This window comes from Clostridium sp. C8-1-8 (genome assembly GCF_009928445.1).
GTDB lineage: Bacteria > Bacillota > Clostridia > Clostridiales > Clostridiaceae > Clostridium_AR.
The window spans coordinates 146449-163965 of sequence record NZ_JAABNO010000005.1 but is presented as its reverse complement, the minus strand read 5'-3'; the positions used below and the strand labels follow the sequence as shown (position 1 = coordinate 163965).

Annotated in this window: 11 protein-coding genes; 4 read left to right on the top strand and 7 right to left on the bottom strand. The window is 30.8% G+C overall.

All coding sequences use genetic code 11. The annotated features are described in order from the left end of the window. Positions 1–49: 49 nt before the first annotated feature. A complete protein-coding gene (cbiM, locus tag GXK57_RS07655; RefSeq protein WP_160673900.1) occupies positions 50–1036 on the bottom strand; it encodes a cobalt transporter CbiM in 987 nt (328 codons plus the stop codon). 304 nt (positions 1037–1340) lie between these two features. Then, complete coding sequence (gene hypB, locus GXK57_RS07650; protein WP_160673897.1) at positions 1341–2000, bottom strand: hydrogenase nickel incorporation protein HypB; 660 nt, start codon at positions 1998–2000, stop codon at positions 1341–1343. Positions 2001–2109: 109 nt separating this feature from the next. On the opposite strand from hypB, the gene GXK57_RS07645 reads away from it, so the two are divergent. Further along, on the top strand, positions 2110–2535 hold the full coding sequence (locus GXK57_RS07645; RefSeq protein ID WP_160673894.1) for a DUF3842 family protein: 426 nt from the start codon (positions 2110–2112) through the stop codon (positions 2533–2535). A 122-nt stretch (positions 2536–2657) separates the two neighbouring features. On the opposite strand, the gene GXK57_RS07640 is transcribed toward GXK57_RS07645, so the two are convergent. From GXK57_RS07640 to GXK57_RS07620, 5 genes are all read right to left on the bottom strand, one after another. After that, entirely contained in the window at positions 2658–4205 is a 1548-nt protein-coding gene (locus GXK57_RS07640) for a diguanylate cyclase (protein ID WP_160673891.1), read from the bottom strand. Positions 4206–4498: 293 nt separating this feature from the next. After that, on the bottom strand, positions 4499–6787 hold the full coding sequence (locus tag GXK57_RS07635) for an ATP-binding protein (protein WP_160673888.1): 2289 nt from the start codon (positions 6785–6787) through the stop codon (positions 4499–4501). A gap of 46 nt (positions 6788–6833) precedes the next feature. After that, on the bottom strand, positions 6834–7199 hold the full coding sequence (locus GXK57_RS07630; protein ID WP_160673885.1) for a response regulator: 366 nt from the start codon (positions 7197–7199) through the stop codon (positions 6834–6836). Positions 7200–7203: 4 nt separating this feature from the next. Next, the gene (locus GXK57_RS07625; protein WP_202127692.1) at positions 7204–11769 is read right to left on the bottom strand and encodes a hypothetical protein; all 4566 of its coding nucleotides are present in this window, start codon (positions 11767–11769) and stop codon (positions 7204–7206) included. Beyond that, positions 11738–12829, bottom strand: coding sequence for a hypothetical protein (locus GXK57_RS07620; protein WP_160673882.1), 1092 nt, complete (start codon positions 12827–12829; stop codon positions 11738–11740). The genes GXK57_RS07625 and GXK57_RS07620 overlap by 32 nt, the downstream gene beginning before the upstream one ends. A gap of 223 nt (positions 12830–13052) precedes the next feature. Here GXK57_RS07620 and GXK57_RS07615 point away from each other — a divergent pair, with 223 nt between their 5' ends. From GXK57_RS07615 to GXK57_RS07600, 3 genes are all read left to right on the top strand, one after another. Then, positions 13053–14189 carry a glycosyltransferase gene (locus GXK57_RS07615; RefSeq protein WP_160673879.1) on the top strand — a complete coding sequence of 379 codons (1137 nt, stop codon included), beginning with the start codon at positions 13053–13055 and terminating at the stop codon, positions 14187–14189. A 1230-nt stretch (positions 14190–15419) separates the two neighbouring features. Next, positions 15420–16583, top strand: a complete 1164-nt coding sequence (locus tag GXK57_RS07605; protein WP_160673873.1) for a glycosyltransferase family 4 protein — start codon at positions 15420–15422, stop codon at positions 16581–16583. 4 nt (positions 16584–16587) lie between these two features. Next, positions 16588–17472 (top strand): glycosyltransferase family 2 protein, encoded by an 885-nt coding sequence (locus GXK57_RS07600; protein ID WP_160673870.1) that lies wholly within the window; start codon positions 16588–16590, stop codon positions 17470–17472. Positions 17473–17517 lie beyond the last annotated feature (45 nt).

The following is a 17517-nucleotide window of genomic DNA, read 5'->3' as shown; positions in this document are numbered from 1 at the left end:
TAATCTTCCTTTCATTATTATGCAATATTATTAATTGTCTCAGTAGGTTTTATTGACTTTCTTTTTTAGAACTTGAGATAAGTCTAAAAATTATGAGTAGTATCGCAACTCCTGCAATAGCAGAAAGAATATACCCAACGATTTCTGGAAGTCCTTTTAATGAGTAATCAGACATAAGAGATTTAAAGCTAAAACCATTTTTCATTCCCTTAGGGATAAATCCTAAAGCTTTACCTCCTACGTTTACTGAACCTATCTCATCAACTCCCCATTCACCCCAAGCAGTTCCAGAAGCTAGAAGACCTAATGGAGACAATAAAATAAGTACAATGATAAAAGCGTATATTGGTTTTGTCTTGGCTTCAGTATTGTCGTATATAATGCCAGGAGAAACTCTTCTTATAAAGCTTAGTACCCCCACGGTTATTATACCTTCTAATACTCCTGCAACAGTGAGGTGAGGTATCATCATTGATGGTATAGATATTCCTAGTGGATATGGGCAATACAAAGGCATACCAAGCGAATCTTTAAATAACAAGGGTTGTATACCAAATTCAACAGAAGTAAATAAAGCTCCTATATTTAAGGCTGCATATGAGGAAATAAAAGTTACAATACTTCTTCCCTTATCTGTTTTTACTAATTTACTGAGTAGATTATAGATATAGTAGCCTGTGGTTGGAATTATAAAAGCCATATTGAAGGTATTAGCACCGTATGCCAGTATGCCGCCATCACCAAATAGAAGTGCTTGTATAAGTAAAGCAACGGATATGGAGATGCAAGCTGCTTCTGGCCCTAATAAAATTGCAAGCAAAGTACCTCCTACAGCATGACCAGTAGTGCCTCCTACTAAAGGAACATTGAACATCATCGTTAAAAAAGAAAGTGCTGCCCCTATGCCCATAAGCGGTAGCTTCTTTTTAGATATCTTTTTCTTAACTGTTTTAATAGATTTTGTCCATATAGGTACCATTGCTGCCCCCATAACAGCACAGGTAGCTGGACTCAAATAATTGTCTGGAATATGCATCTTTAACTCCCCTTTGTGATTTTTGTAAGTCTATATTTAGATTTTATCTAAAAAATAAGACCACAAAAATTGATTATTGTATAACAAAAATCAACCTTCGTGGTCCTAATAAAATTCTATTTATATAAATAACCATAGGATTATAAATAAAGAACCTATTTATAAAATCCTAAATCAAAAATTATTTAGACTAGTAATTGCAAGGCTTTACTAGTTCTTAACATATTTCAAATAAAGTACATAGTATGCCTTCGTGACATACATATTAATAATACAATAACTTATTATTAATGTAAATAATGGCTTATTTTCCTATCACGACTTTAAGCTTATCCTCTAAGGTCTTAGAAAGCTCTGCTATGCCTTCTTTAGTCCTTGTAGATACCCTGAAGATATTAGATATTGGATTTAAAGCTAATATATTTTCTTCAACTTTATTGTGATCGAACTCAAAATACTGAAGCATATCATATTTATTTAGTACCGTTATATCTGCTTCTGTAAATAGAAGAGGATATTTCTCTATCTTATCGTCACCTTCCGGTACACTCAGTATAGCAAGCTTTATATCAGCACCTATATCGTATTCCGCAGGGCAGACTAAGTTTCCTACATTTTCTACAAAAATAATATCTATTTCATTTAAATCAAAGTATTGCAGTATATTTTTTATTGAAAGAGGTTCAATGTGGCAAGCACCCTCTGTATTAAGCTGAACTACAGAAATTCCAAGTGCATCTATCTTCTCTGCATCTACCTTACCAGCTATATCCCCTTCAACCACGGCGATGTTATATCTACTCTTTAAACTATTTATAAGCTCTATAATAACGCTGGTCTTTCCTGTTCCAGGAGAGCCCATTACATTTATAAGATAGACATTCTTAGACCTCAATATATCTTTAATATCATTGCTACAATCCGTACTATCTTCTATTACTTGTTTAATAACTTTAATATCCATATGTACATCTCCAAAACTATAGAATATATCTATATTTTATTATATAATAAAATTTATGGTTATGTAGTCTTTTTATTTAAAAAGCTTAAAAATCTGGAGGAATTTTTTCATGAAAGTTGCTGTAATAGATGCACAGGGTGCAGGTCTTGGACAAACAATAATAAAAAAACTTCGTAAAGAATTAAATAGTGATATTCATATAGTTGCACTTGGGACGAACACTTTCGCTACCTCTAATATGGTTAGAGCCGGAGCCAACGTAGGAATAAGTGGCGAGAAAGCAATCTGTTCTTTTTGCAACAATAATAGAATCGATAGTATAATTGGGCCTATAGGGATACTCTGTAGTGGTGGTATAAATGGCGAGATTACTCCGTTGATATCAAAGGCTATATACGATATGAATTGTACTAAGTATATCCTACCTTTACAAAAACATCAGATATACATTCCAGGTACTAAAAATACTTCGATTAAAGACTTAATAGATGAAATCGTTTCAGATATAAAGAGTAAAATAGTAGTATTGGCTTAGCATGAGCTAGTCCTATTAAATTAAAACCTCTAAAAAGCCTTAATACTAATAAGGTTTCTTAGAGGTTTTATTAATACACATCTTATTAAAATTTAATATTGGGCTGTGTTCAACACGATACTTTAAACTCCTTCGTAAATCTTTGTACAGTTCCTCGAACTCTCTTTAGCCTCGTAAAGAGCTATATCTGCTTTTCTTATGAGTTCATCTAAATTTGTAGCTTTATTGTTATTATCAGCTATACCAATACTTATTGTATAATTTATAATAGTATTCTCATCAACAACTACAGCACTGCTTTCTACTTCTTTTCTAAAGTTTTCTAATAAGTTAAATGTCTTATTCTTGCTGATACCATTAAATAAAATGGCAAATTCTTCTCCACCTATTCTCCCCAATGCATAAGCTGTATCTAAATACTTATTCAATAGTTCTGAGAAATGCATAAGTACTTTGTCTCCTGCCATATGTCCATATGTATCATTTATACTTTTGAAGTAATCTATATCTATCATTGTTATTGAAATTAAGTTGTTAGATATTTGTTCTTCTATGTAATTAAATTTATCTGTGAAGCCTCTTCTATTTAATAACCCTGTTAAACTATCTCTATCTGCTTTTTCCTTTAAACTGATTTCATATAGTTTCTTTTCAGTAATATCATTTAGTATAAGTATTGCACCAATCATAGCTTCTTTACTATATAGTAAATGCACACTACAGCTAAGATAGTTATCCATATCATTAAGCTTATACTTTAACTCTACATAGTCCTCATTTTTTGAAGAATACAAATCCAAGATTTGTTGATGGTCCTTTAATACATCAGTTACTTTAAAACCAATTAAGTTGTCTTCCTCGGTAATATACTTTGAAGTTAATTCTTTAGCATATTCATTGGCGTCAACTATATAAGAAGCTTCATCAATTACGATTATACCTTCTTTAATAACATCAAATACCTTATCTCTGGCAATTGGAGAAACATTTAATAAGTTATATTTGAATAAGCAATAAAACATAATTAAAGTACTAGGTATATATAGTACTGCTATTGGTATATATAAACCTAACTTCTCCAGAACTGCGGTCTTTGCCCAACTAAATAGCAGCATAAAGAAAATACTTAATATAACCAAAGATACCTGCTTTTTGAATTTATCTGATACTTTTCTTCTATAGTTAAAGAGTATGGACATAGATAGAAGAGGTATAAAAAAATTAATTGCTACTAAAATTGAACCCAAAGTAGTAAGTTTAACTACAAGATTTTGTCCAAAAACAGCATTTTCAGCTAAAACATAACCTGATCTTACTAAATGATGATAATAATTAGTATATATCAGTACTATATCTAGCACTGGAAATAAAGTTAACACATATGCATATTTTTTAAATCTATATTGTTTGGAATAGGCAATGGCAAAAAACACACTTGCTATTGGAACAGTAAATACACCTATCTGCTGCATGTTTCTCCATATTATTTTATTATATAAGCCTATGGTGTTAATCTCTAAAAAAGATGCTAGTGACCATAGGATACCACCAGACATCTGTATGAAAAGAAATAAAGCTCCTGGAACCCGTCTGTTAATAAGAGAATACAAACCTATATATCCTAGAATTGTTATTGATATTAAGAGCATAAAACCTTGAATAAATTGCATTTTATGTACACCTTTCAATTGTCATTTTACCTTAAGTAGATAGTAAAATATTCTTTTCAATTAAATAGTTAATCAAACATACACTACTTTAAAGAACTCATGAAGATAATAAATATGATTTTAGCATCACTATAAATATATAAATTTAAATTTTTATCAATTATATTTTGTATAACCTAAATTATACTATATATTTTTATAAAAGGAACTATTTAATAAAAATAACTATTATTTAAAAAACAGAAATTTGCAATAATATTAATAAAAAAGTCGCTGAATTTAGATATATTAGTCTATAAACAGCGTTTTAGCTCTATACTAAAGGTACTGCCACTACCAAGCTGTGATTCAAAATATATTTTCCCTCCATGGGCCTCAACTATTTCTTTACAAATAGCAAGACCTAACCCAGTTCCACCTACTTGCCTGCTGTCGGAGTTATCAACTCTATAAAACTTTGAAAATATATTTTTCTTTTCTGATTCTGGTATTCCTAGACCATGGTCCTTTACATCTATCTTAACAAACTTTTCTTCTATAATTACTCTAACCTCAACCTTTGAGTTTTCTGTTGAATACTTTATGGCATTACTTATTAAGTTATGAAGTACTTGAGTTATCCTATTAGAGTCTATATCTACTATAACCTCTTCCTCAGGAATTTCCAAAGTTATATTTTCATGCTTTAGCTTCCATTGGTCAAGTATATCCTTCATCATTTCATTTATATCAACACAAACAAAATCATACTTTTGTTTACCTGAAATCATTTTTTGAAGATCTAAAAAGTCATTTATCAAATCAGAAAGTCTCTTAGCTTCTTTATAAATTATCTCTAAATATTTTTTTTGTTTTTGAGCGTTTAACTCTTTATGCATAAGAAGTTCAATAAACCCAAAGATAGAGGTCATAGGAGTTCTTAGTTCGTGTGAAACCATATTTATAAATTCCTCCTTATGGTGTTCAACCTCTCTTTGCTCTGTAACATCTATGCTTATTATTATAAATTGGGATCTTCCTTTAACTTCATTCAAAATAGGTACCATAGTAGAAAACATAAGATGTTCAATAGAATCTTTTCCTACTACACTTAAGTCTCCACTCCAAGTTTCACCTGAGTTTATAATATTTTTAATATTATCTATGGAATCTTTCCCCACAACCCTTAAATTTAAAAAGTCAAATTTCTTATTGTGAAGCTCTTCATAGGTATATTGAAGCAATTTGCAAATGTTTTTATTAGCATGTATGATATTGCCATTGCCGTCAACTATACATACAAAGGTGGCTTTATCCACAGCAAACTGTATGTTATCTAACCGCTTAGTTGTTATATTTAACTGTTCAGCGGTTTTTTCATATTGTTCTTCTAAGTCTTCAAAGCTGTCTTTCAAGGCTACCTGCATAGCCTTGAAGTTTGAAAATAATATACTTATCTCCTCTACTAGAGTTTCTCTCTCTAAGTTTATTATTCCATGATTCTTTATTTTTTCAGGTAACTGATAGGTTATATTGGCTAAGTTAGAAAGTGGCTTTAGTAATATATTAAGTATTAGAGACAATATCAAAAGTAATAAGCCTATTGATATTGCAATAATAGAAAATATTTTTATATTAGTGTCATACAATTGTTTTATGTATGGTCTTAGCTCTAACTTAATCGTAACAATGCCATCGTCTATAGGCTGTGTTTTTATATAGTAAGACTCTTCCCACTGCTTTATAGGAGGTGTAGCTATATTAGGAACCCATCGATACATACCACTTCCAAGGTTAAATAGTTGACCAACTGAATGCCACTTATCTTCCATGTCATTTTCTTTGTTGGAATAAAGTTTGTTACCATTGTTTTGTCTAAAAGATATTATTAGGTTCTGGTTGTTTGAGTATGTGTCAAGTAAATCTAGGCTATAATTTGGTTCATCTAGATTTTCCTTTATATAGTAAGCTAAACTATTCGAAGCTATATCCAGCATGGATCTTCCATTATTATTAATATAACTTAGCTCTCTATTTCCTGATATCACTATATAGATTAAACTCAAGGTTAAGATTAAGCTTCCTATACTATTGAAAAGAATATTCTTTAATGAAATCTTTGAGCTAACATCGTCATTTATTATGGTTGAAAAGGGTATAACCATATATAGAATATTAGCTAAAAGAACATTGAAGATTCCATTAATACCTTGCTTTAATACTACAAGTAAAGTAGCATCAGCACTGACCTTCATTACATAAAGATAAGCTACATAAACTAAAGCTGCACCTAAAGTACACCAATATATAATGTCGGCCATAAGTAAGGTTTTGATCTTTGTCTTTCTTATTATTAGGTAAATCATTAGAACTTCCATTACTGATGCTACTATAGCATACGGATGCCCCCACAACAAAACAGTTCTATAATTAACTATTAAAGCTGATATAACAGCATATTTAACTCCAAATAGATAATAGCATAATATGGTACATATACCACCTAGTAAGAAATCAGTACCAAAGGGCAATGGTATTGAAAATAAATTTAAAATAACTCCTAATAACAATAAAATTATAAAAACTTCCATCTTTCTTATCATATTTTTAAATTTTCCTTCTATGTTTTAGCTGTATAGTATATAGAAATCATAATAACTCTTCAAAAATATTATCTACTTTATCAAGTAATTCCATTGGGCTAAAGGGCTTTGTCAAAAAGTAATCCGCCCCGCTTTCCATGGCCTTTTCCCTATCTGAAAGTTGAGCCTTGGCAGTTAATAGCATTATCTTCATATCTCCTTTATCACTACCAAGCTTTTCTATGACTTCATAGCCTGTTAGTTTTGGCATCATAACATCTAATATTAATAAATCAGGCTTTTTCTCATATACCAGCTCTAGAGCTTCCTGACCATCCTTAGCCTGATATATCTCACTATCATCGTCCTCAAGGGTTTCAGAAATAAGAAATCTAAGTGAAATTTCATCATCTGCTATAAGTATTTTTCTCATAAAGTCACCTTCTATTTCTTTTAAATCTTGTAATGTTTACTTTTTCTATTATGGTTTTAATAACTTTAAATGTATTGTAAGTAATATTATTAGTAGTAGCTATGATTCTTGTTGCTAGTTTTTTTAAGTTATTATCTCTATTTTCGGTGGTATAAAATTCATAAATCACAAAAGTAGCAACAAAACCTAAAAAGAACACTATAAGACCAAGATAGTATAACTCTCTTAGAATAACTTTAGTTGTACCTTCACCGGTTTCATTAACTATAAATCCAGTAGTTACTCCATTTAAAATCATAGTTCCTCTTTGCTTTTCACCAAAGTCGATTTGCCAAACAGGATTTGGTGATTCACAGTAATTTAGCAAGATTCTTTCCTTAACTGGGTTGCTTACATTAAACTTTCGCTTCATTCTATCTACTTTCTCATAATTTACTCCTTCAACCTTAGTTTCTGATAAGTTAAAGAAATTATCTAAATCATTTCCTTCATAAAAAATCACATTATCAACTAGAAGCATATGATTGTAAGGTATAATACTAAAATTCTTCAGCTCCAAATATCCATTACTAAGCTTCTCACCTCTAGCTAGTATATGATACTGCATTAAGGTAGCTTTTTCCGGTACCTTAATTATTTGCTCGTATTTATTCCATTTGTACTTATCTTTCTCTTCTACCTCATTGATATAAGTAACATCTACCACGTTCATATCGTCATCTAAAAATATAACCTTCATATGCCTTTTTCTAATGTTCTCTGAACGAGCCTCCACATTAACTAAATACTCTTCCTTAGGGTTTACCTTTATTTTCTTTGAGGCATAGACGTACCAATCACAGGAACAAGTTTTTTCATAATCTATCTTCATAGCGCCATTGCTAATTGTATTATTCATCATATCCTTTGTGACTCTATCGCAATCAGAGCAGTCTTCTTGAAAGATATCAGCAATAAAAGGAGGCAGCTTAATCTCACTAACATCAAATTTATGAAAATCAGAAAAGGTACTTACTGAAGGTACTTTGCTATCGAAAGTTAGCTTAATAGTATAGTATCCACTGCTAAAAAACATATTTTTAAGATCAACTCTGTAGTAATATTGTAAGGTGTCAGCTAACTTATCTATGGTATAAGGATAGCCTTTACTCAATGGATTATAATCTATCATAGTTGCTGGTTTTTCAGTCTTTAACTTAAAAGAACTAGTTTCGATAACTCTGGCTATTTTTTCACCGGTATCTTTATTGGTTATATCCACAAGAATTCTTCCGCTATTTAATGGGTATCCGTTGAGATTTAATGATAAGGAATAAGTACCATCTTTTAATACTTCTACATCTCTAGACAAAGTTCCACTTTGAGAACTAATTCCTTTTCCAAAACTCAAAGTTGGATAGGCTCTTTCAGATTGCAAGTTTCCACTATAAGAAAAATCATTTTCTGCCTCTAGGCTTACAAATATATTTGATCGTTCAACTGCCTTTTTTATTGGGAAACTGATTCTTTCAAAGTCGTCTTCTGGAATTATTGCAAAAACATTGACTGCATTAAAGCCAGAGACATTTTCTACAGCTATGTTATTTTCACCTTTTTCAAAGGAATGTATACCTAAATCTATCCAAATGAATTGATTGAGGCTTATGTCCTTAGTGTTAATAATACTTTTATCCTTAGGAAAAGATATCTTCAAATTACCTCCTACCTTTGATCTTAAAACTCTTGCGTAGACATGGGCTTTTGTATCAGTATCAAACTTTTTCTTCATTGTAAACTCATTAGGAGCTTTGTATTCCTCAAGATCAAAAAGCTTCATATCATGTATCCACCAGTAGGTTCTTTGTTCTGGCATTTGATAACTTAATATATCTATTCTCATGTATTTAGAACCAAAGGGAGAAATATACTCACCAAAAAAGTTCACTGCATCGAAATTTACAGATTCAGTTGGAGCCACCACATAGCTAATTCCTAGTTCTTTCATGTTATCGTCAAAGAATCTAACCTTTATATGCATCTTGTTTACTCCTCTGCCAGATACAGCTATATTGAACTGGTAAGGATTATTCTCCTTTGCTTCCAACAGTCCTGATTTTGCTACTTGCCATATATTTTTAGGGTCTCCACTGGCTATCTGTCCATAAAGCATTGGGATTGCATTGACATCAGTCATTGGTGCAGCTTGAACATTAAAATATTGTGGGTTATCTGGTACGAAAAATTTTTCTGTCCTTAGTAAGGAATTAAAATCAGCTACTAGTTTTCCTTTAATACTTTTCATTCTATATGGCAATATATTTAGCTTACTACTAGCAAAGGTTACCCCAATTCCTGAAGATTGATCAAAATCAAAGGGAAAGTTTTGTATCCCCTGAGAGGATAAAAACCACAACCATTCGTTATTTTGAGGCAAGGTTTTTGCCCATTTTAAAAAAGGATTAGCGGAATCTATAAATTCAAAGGGCTTTATGTAATTATCGCTAGGTAGATTTGAAAGCAATAAATCTCTCATATTAACTGCTTCAATGTAATCACCTTTGTTTGCACTAGTAATGTAACTTTTAGGTTCTATGCTTGAGAAAATTACTCCTATATCCTTAAAGTTAAAATTAGGTATACTGTTATAGGTTTCTAGTCTAGAAAAACCATAAGGGGTATATAATTTTTTAGGAACCTGGTACATATAAGGAATAGGCTTAGGAACTTTATATAGTGAAAATATATTATCCTCATATTTCTTTGACAGATTTTCCTGCAATTCTAGAAGTTTTTTATTAAATTGCTGTCTTTCCTCTTGACCAACATATTCCTTATGATATGCAAGCTCATTTATTCCAAAATTACTTACTAAAGTACTTATATTACTACTAAGTCCTCTGTCCATGATATATTGAAGAAAATTAAGGTAGTATGTAATGCTAGGTATATTACCTTCGTGATGGAAGATTGTATTTTTCTGGGATGAATATACTTGCAAGTCCCCAGTGGCTTTTTCCATACCTGTTATATTAGGATTTTTGTTCCAAAAAGGTGTTGCTACACCAGTATTACTCTGAGTCATGTTATCAGCTATAGGCATGTATAGGACTTTACTATCAAACCTATCCTTGTCTATAAAGTGCTTTTGCACTTCAAGATATTCCTTGGGGATTTCTACAGGATGATAAAAACCTTGTATAAAGCTTTGGTAAAAAGGATTAATATAAAGCCAGAAGCTTCCTATAACTCCTACCACTAAGCAACCTTTCAATATACTGTGATATATATTAGTCTCTAGCTTATGGAGCACAGCTTCAACTCCAAAGGTAAGAAGAAGACTAAAACCTACAGCCATTAGACCTACGAATTTATTTGGATCCCTAAACATTGATCCTATTATGGGAACTTTGGTCACTATTATCACAAAGTAATCTGCAAAAAGTGGCAAGGTTACACCTGTAGAAAGTAGTACAAATAAAAGTGATAGAATGGTGAAAAACAAAATTATATTCTCTTTATAAGCTCTAAACACCATAGCATAGATTATAAAAAATATAAGTACAGCACCACCCATATAGAAAGTGATTGGAAGCTTCTCAATATTGAACATAGGCCACCAATAGCTAACTAGATAAAGTACTTTTACTGGCGTACTATACCTACTAAAAAGTGAAAGTGTATCTACAACATTAATATTATGCTGAGAGGCTTGTGCTTTAAAAAGAATGCTACCAAAGTACATGGAAAGCCAATAAAAGCTAAAGAAACAAAATACTGTTCCAAAGGCAAAGATCTTTAAAGCAAAGTTAATATAGACTCTTCTTAATCTCTTAAACTCTTTACTTCTGGCAAATATGATAGTTTGCTTCATCAGTAATAACATACCTATTACGAAGAGAAAGATAAGACCATAAAAAAAGTAGTGAATGCCTCCTGCACTGATGGTAAATATTATGCTTATCATAAAGATATCAATAACATTTCTCTTGTAGAGCTTGATGTTACTTACATCATAATGTGGAATTATTTGAGCCTGAAACTTAGGGTCAAACAAATTAAAGAAAAACATAAGGACTAAAGGAAATAAGCTGTATCCACACAAAAGATAAATATGCTGTATTCTATAAATTACCCAAGGGTTAAGAGCATAGAATATTGCACCAGTTAGCAAAGCAAATATTTTAAAAAAGTTAAATTCCTTTGAAAAGTAAATACTTATTATTCTCTTAGAAAATAGATACATAGAAATTGCTGAGTTTAAAATCAAGAGTATTATAAAGCTTTTTAGGAGTACAGGACCACTATAGTTAAATAGCTTAGATAGTATATAAGGGGGAAGAATATATAGCAGTCTAGGAATGTTCAGTAAGGTTGTTGTACTCCAACGTTCATTCCATACTCCAAAAATCTCCTCCATGTATCTACCTGATGTAAAGCCAAAGGCCATATCACTAAAAACCACATGCCCTTTTTCAAATAGAGGCTGCAAGAACCATAAGATTAAAAATACCATCATAACCAAGGAAAAGATATCATATCTGTATATATAGATTAAGTCTTTAAGCTTTTCCTTCAGGTTTATCTTTTTCATTGATATGCAATCCTTCCTTTCTTACTTCATCTTCAAATTCATTTAAATCTCCTCTTAATTTTGACAAAGGTTCATATAAGTTTTCTATGTCCGTAATATGTTTCAGAACTTTGTTAGCTTTTTTGCTTAGTTCGTCTATATCAAAAAAAGTAGTGTTTTTTCTATTCTGTATTTCATCTTCTACAGCTTCTTTTAGATTGCTATAAGCCTTCCAGCCTAGAACAAAGATAGCTATAAAAGTTAAGAAAATTACAAATAAAATAAAAGTTCTAATATTGTTTACTGTACCTAGTATATTCTTTTCACTATTATAAGAAGCTAGATACAAAGCTACTCCGTTCAAATCTATAAAACTGTATGCATATCTATATCCTTCATAGGCTTCAATATCTGTATTTCCATCCAAAGCCTTCTTAGTAATGGGGGTTATTTCAGTCTTATTTATGTTTTTAATATCCGTATCACAGACCACTTGAAATTTATTGTTATATATCTTTACCCCTAATTGCTTAGAATTTTTCAAAAGCAATTGTAATTGAGATTTATCTATGGTAAAAACAGTATACCCCAGCGCTCCTGACTTATTAGAAATCTTATAGTACAGATATTGATAGTCTTTAGAGCCAGTAATAAAAAAATCACTTAATATAAAAGGCTCTTTAAACTTATATTGTTTTAAGGTATCCGATACTGTAGTAATATCAGAATCAGAGTTCTTTTTGTATATAAGGTTATAGCTTGTATCAAAGACATAGATATTCTTAATCTCTGCATTTTTGTCATAGGCAGTAAAGTCCCAGCCGTTAATAAGCTCTCCTTTTCCTCCTAGAATTGATAAAGCTATTGTTTGAGAATATATCTCTTGCTTTTCCTCTAACTTGGAGTAATGTTCCTTAACAAGATTGATTTTTTCGTCTCTTAGGCTTTGAAGATTAGTATCCGCAGCAGAAATAAAATATCCTCTAAATCTAAATAAGAATAAAATAACAAATAAGATAATAGGTATACCCGCAGCAAAAATCATATACATTATGCTTTTGTAATGATATGTTTTTTTCATTTTTATCTCCTCATACTTTTTCTTTGCTTCTCTATTTTCCACATATTATAGAAAATGTTGTTAAAGCCAATTGCATCTACATGGCTACTATACCAGTGTAAAGCATAGGATAATTAACCACTGAATTTCAGCAAAGTATGTAAACAGTGTGTTTTCTAATATTTTCAATGAATTATAATTGCTCTTCGACGTATATTATTATTTAGAGAAAGGAGATTTATACATGACTAATAATGACAGCATTTTAATTATTTCCGATAATTTTAGAAAAATAGATTATGAACATATAATAGATTTTTACTCTCACAAGCTTATAAGCATAAATGAAATGGAAGAAACTTTGTTGGGAGATTATTCAATGATTTTATTAGATTTAAAGGATACAGAAGATACCATCAATTATGCAAATAAAATAAGGAATATAGTTCCCAGTATGCCGTTGCTACTTATCAGCACCTTGGATGAAGCTAAGGATTTCACATACTTTAGGTCTATTGTAGGTTATGGACAGATAAGATCTTTAAATTATCGTGCCAGTGATTCAGATGAAATCTTAGAATACATACAAAGCCTATTGCATCCTGAGTATCCTAGTGAAAAAACTGATATAGCTATAGTTCTTCCAGTATACAACGAAGCTAGTAGGTTCAATAATGTATATGAATTTGTAAAAAAATTAAAGGTATTACTTGAAGAAGGTTTTATAAATGCCTCACTATACTTTATAAATGATGGAAGTAAGGATAATACAGAAGAGTTGGTAAAAAAGCTTATAGACAATGATCTTTTAGAAACAAATTACATAAAACAAAGAAGTACAATTTCTTCTCATGAGCTTAAGGTTAACACAAGAAAAGCAGGAACCTATATTGAGGGAATAAAAAGTATACGCTCTGAAATTCTTGTTTTTGTAGATGCAGATAATTCCTTTGAAATAGAAGACATAGCTAAGATGATAAACATTATAAAAGCAGGTTACTACGATATCATAGTAGCTACAAAGGATATGACAGCAGAAAAAAGACCTCCTATAAGAAGGTTCGTTAGCTTTTTCAAGCGTCTAATGACAAAACCTATGCTTCCAAAGGGGGTATATGACTCACAGACTGGACTTAAAGCGGTGAATTCTGTAGCTGCCCAATATATTCTTCCCTATCTTCATGCAGAAACAGAACTTGCAATTGATTTGGAGCTTGTGTACTTAGCAAAGCGAATGAACTTTAGAGTGCTTCAGCTTCCAGTTAGATGCATTGATATGGAAGGTTCTCATGTAGATATAGTGAGAGATTCTATTCACTTTGTAAAATCCATCTTCAAGATATATAAAAATCATCGAAATATCTCCTTAAGGAAAATATAATATGTTACACATGGTTAGATTTATAAAAAAAAGACAGAATATTATCTTCCCGTTTTTAGATATAGCTTTGAATGTAGTAAACTATTTCTTTCAATTATACTTGAGTTGGAACCTCTTATCACAGCAGTATGGCACTATTAATTCCCTACTATCTTTTTCTGCAATATTATTTGTATTAGGTATTTCTTTTCAAACTTTAACAGCTAAAAGAGTATCCTCTGGTCAATGCTCTGCTGATACTTTTAATAGCATTTATTTGTCAACACTATATTTTTTGTTACCTATATTATTAGGAACTTTAATTCTAGCAAAACCAATTGTAAGTTTTCTTAGGAGTGATTATGTTTCATTATTTTTTTTAGTAGTTATATTTGTATTCAATTTATATTTGAGTATCTTTAGAGGAATTTTTCAAGGAAACCATCAATATTTAAATTTGAATATAAGCTTCTATATCGAAACCTTTGTAAAACTAATATCTATATTTTGGCTTTTTAGTTATAGAAAAAACGTACATATTGCCTTAATATCAATACTACTTGGGATGGGATTTTCTTTTTTTCACGGTTTTTTAACAAACTCAAAAATGAAAAAGTTTATGTCCGTAGATCATTCAATAAAAACTTCTGTCCAACAAATTTTTAAGCAATCGATCTCTATTTATATAGCTAATTTTTTTATATACTTTTTCACCAGTATAGATATGCTGATAATAAACTATTTTCTACCTCAGGTTTCAGGAATATATGCAGTTATTCAAAAGTATAGCCAGCTTATACTTGCTGCATCCTTTAGTATAATAACCGTATTTATACCGACCTTTAGTGCAAACTATAATGACAAGATAAAATTAAGGAGTATTGTTAAAAAGGCATTCTTATTATTTGGCCTGTTATCTGTAATAGCTCTTTTAGCTTATTACTTCATACTCCCCTATACAGTTTCTATTTTTTTCAGTACCAAGTATGAAGAGGCTAGAAATTATTTGTTTTTTAGCTGTATAGCGTATAGTTTTTTAGTGTCTTGTTTTTTAGCTATAAATGTCTTTATTGCTTTAGAGAAGAAACGCTATCTGATTTATTTATTAATAACATCAGTATTCATGTTGTTGTTATTTTTAATGCATCATGAAAGCATACTATCAATTATATTCATTCAGATTATCTGTTACGTTTTAATGTTTATATTTTTGATAGCAAGATTAACAAAAGAGTTAAAGGAGTAGATTGTATGTATACGGAACCTGATTCATCAATGATTACTATATTATTTCTATCCTGGAGAGATATAAATGCGCCTAAAAAAGGTGGTGCGGAAGTTTATACTCATGAAATGCTTAAGCGTATCGATCATTCTAAATATAGGATAATTCACTTTTCACCTATGTTTGAAGGTGCAAAGGAAGAAGAAATCATAGATAACATATTATACTTAAGAAAAGGTAATGAACTCACTAGTATACTTGAAGCTATTAAGTTTTATAGACTTAATAGAAGCACCATAGATTTTGTAGTTGACCAGTGTAATACTCATAGATTTTTCACTAGATTCTGGGTTGAAGATAAGAAGAGAATCTTCTTTATCCATCAACTTACAAGAGAAATCTGGCACCTAAATACTAAGTTTCCTTTAAACATTGCTGGTTATCATACTGAGGATGCTCTTTTAAGATTATCAAAAAATGACTACACCATAACCGTATCCCAATCCACTAAAAATGACCTTATTGATGTAGGATTTAATCCTAGAAAAGTATATATATTGCCTGAAGGAATTGAGTTTGAACATTTGAAAAAAGAAGAGTTTTTAGCTAAGGAGGAGGTGCCAACTTTTATCTATGTTGGGAGATTTGCTAATTACAAAGGAATTGATGATTCTATAAAAGCCTTTGCACTTTTAAAAACAATTTATTCTACAGCAAAGTTATGGATTGTAGGTAAGAAAAATGAAGCATATATAGCCGAAAGGTTAAAACCTATATTAAATAGAGAAAATCTTTCCTATGGAAATGAGGGAGAAGACAAAGATGTCACTTTCTTTGGATTTGTAAGTGCAGAAAAAAAATTAGAACTTATGAGTAGATCACATGCGTTGCTGTTCCCATCTCAAAGAGAAGGTTGGGGGCTAATTGTAACCGAAGCCGCTGCAGTAGGTACACCAAGTATAACCTATAATTCTCCTGGAATAGTAGATGCTGTTGACTTTGGAAAGGCAGGATATCTTTGTAAAAAGAATAATGTGCTGTCTTTAGCAAAATTCATGGAAAGAGTTATTATTGCTAAAGATGAATACGAACAATATAGAAATAGAGCCTATGAGTTTTCACTAAAATTTCATTGGAGAAATACCGCAAAGGCTTTTGAGGACTTTATGGAAGTAGTAAGGAAGGGATGAAAGTATGAATGATAAGGTCAGCATTATATTTTCAACCTACAATAGTTCAGAATATGTAATACCTTGTTTAAAAAGTTGTTTAGAACAGGATTACAATAATTTTGATGTGATAGTTTCTGATGATGGTTCTACTGACAATACTATAGAAATATTAAAGGAAACAGCAGCTTCTTGTGATAACTTTTATCTTATTCCTCTGCCTCATGGAGAGAGAGGAATTGCTAGAGCCAAAGCGATTGAAAAAGCTAAAAGTATAGGTACTAATTTTATATTTATAATAGATTCTGATATGGTTTTAAAGGAGCATTTACTGAAGGATGTTATAACATATTTTAGCGATCATCAAAAGGTTGGAGCACTTGTCATTCCTGAGATAGCTTATTCTGACTACCATAACTTTTACTCTAAGGTAAAGGTCTTTGAAAGAAATACAATAAATAATGCTGGAGAAAATTTAGGTAAAAACTCCATTGAAGCAGCGAGATTTTGGAGAATAGATGCTTACAATAGCACAGGCGGAATTAACATAAATCAAATAGCCTTCGAGGAAACCCAACCAACCATAAGGTTTATTGAAAAAGGTGGTTTAATTAAAAGAGCCCAGTTTACTGGAGTATATCATAATGAAAAACATGTAACCTTGAAAAATATAATAGCAAAAAAAAGATATTATTTTTCTGTTATGGATAAGACTCTATCAACTGAAGAAGGTGGCTTTTTTAAGGCACTTCAAAGATGGTACTTTTTTAGACCTGTTCTATACAGAAAGGATAATCTCAAGAGATATATAAAGCATCCTTTACTAACTATTGGGATGTTTTATATGTATCTTTGTTTAAGTATAATAGGTGTTTATGAAATTTTGAGTTCAAAGTTTAAGAAGAAATGAGTCTATAATATCATTATTATTAAACATAGCCTAAACAAAAGACAT

Excerpts from the sequence above, each read along its gene's own strand:
- GXK57_RS07600 (WP_160673870.1), top strand. The coding sequence starts at position 16,588 with ATGAATGATAAGGTCAGCATTATATTTTCAACCTACAATAGTTCAGAA.
- GXK57_RS07620 (WP_160673882.1), bottom strand. The coding sequence starts at position 12,829 with ATGAAAAAAACATATCATTACAAAAGCATAATGTATATGATTTTTGCT.
- cbiM (WP_160673900.1), bottom strand. The coding sequence starts at position 1,036 with ATGCATATTCCAGACAATTATTTGAGTCCAGCTACCTGTGCTGTTATG.
- GXK57_RS07615 (WP_160673879.1), top strand. The coding sequence starts at position 13,053 with ATGACTAATAATGACAGCATTTTAATTATTTCCGATAATTTTAGAAAA.
- GXK57_RS07635 (WP_160673888.1), bottom strand. The coding sequence starts at position 6,787 with ATGATAAGAAAGATGGAAGTTTTTATAATTTTATTGTTATTAGGAGTT.
- GXK57_RS07630 (WP_160673885.1), bottom strand. The coding sequence starts at position 7,199 with ATGAGAAAAATACTTATAGCAGATGATGAAATTTCACTTAGATTTCTT.
- GXK57_RS07605 (WP_160673873.1), top strand. The coding sequence starts at position 15,420 with ATGTATACGGAACCTGATTCATCAATGATTACTATATTATTTCTATCC.
- GXK57_RS07640 (WP_160673891.1), bottom strand. The coding sequence starts at position 4,205 with ATGCAATTTATTCAAGGTTTTATGCTCTTAATATCAATAACAATTCTA.
- GXK57_RS07625 (WP_202127692.1), bottom strand. The coding sequence starts at position 11,769 with ATGAAAAAGATAAACCTGAAGGAAAAGCTTAAAGACTTAATCTATATA.
- hypB (WP_160673897.1), bottom strand. The coding sequence starts at position 2,000 with ATGGATATTAAAGTTATTAAACAAGTAATAGAAGATAGTACGGATTGT.
- GXK57_RS07645 (WP_160673894.1), top strand. The coding sequence starts at position 2,110 with ATGAAAGTTGCTGTAATAGATGCACAGGGTGCAGGTCTTGGACAAACA.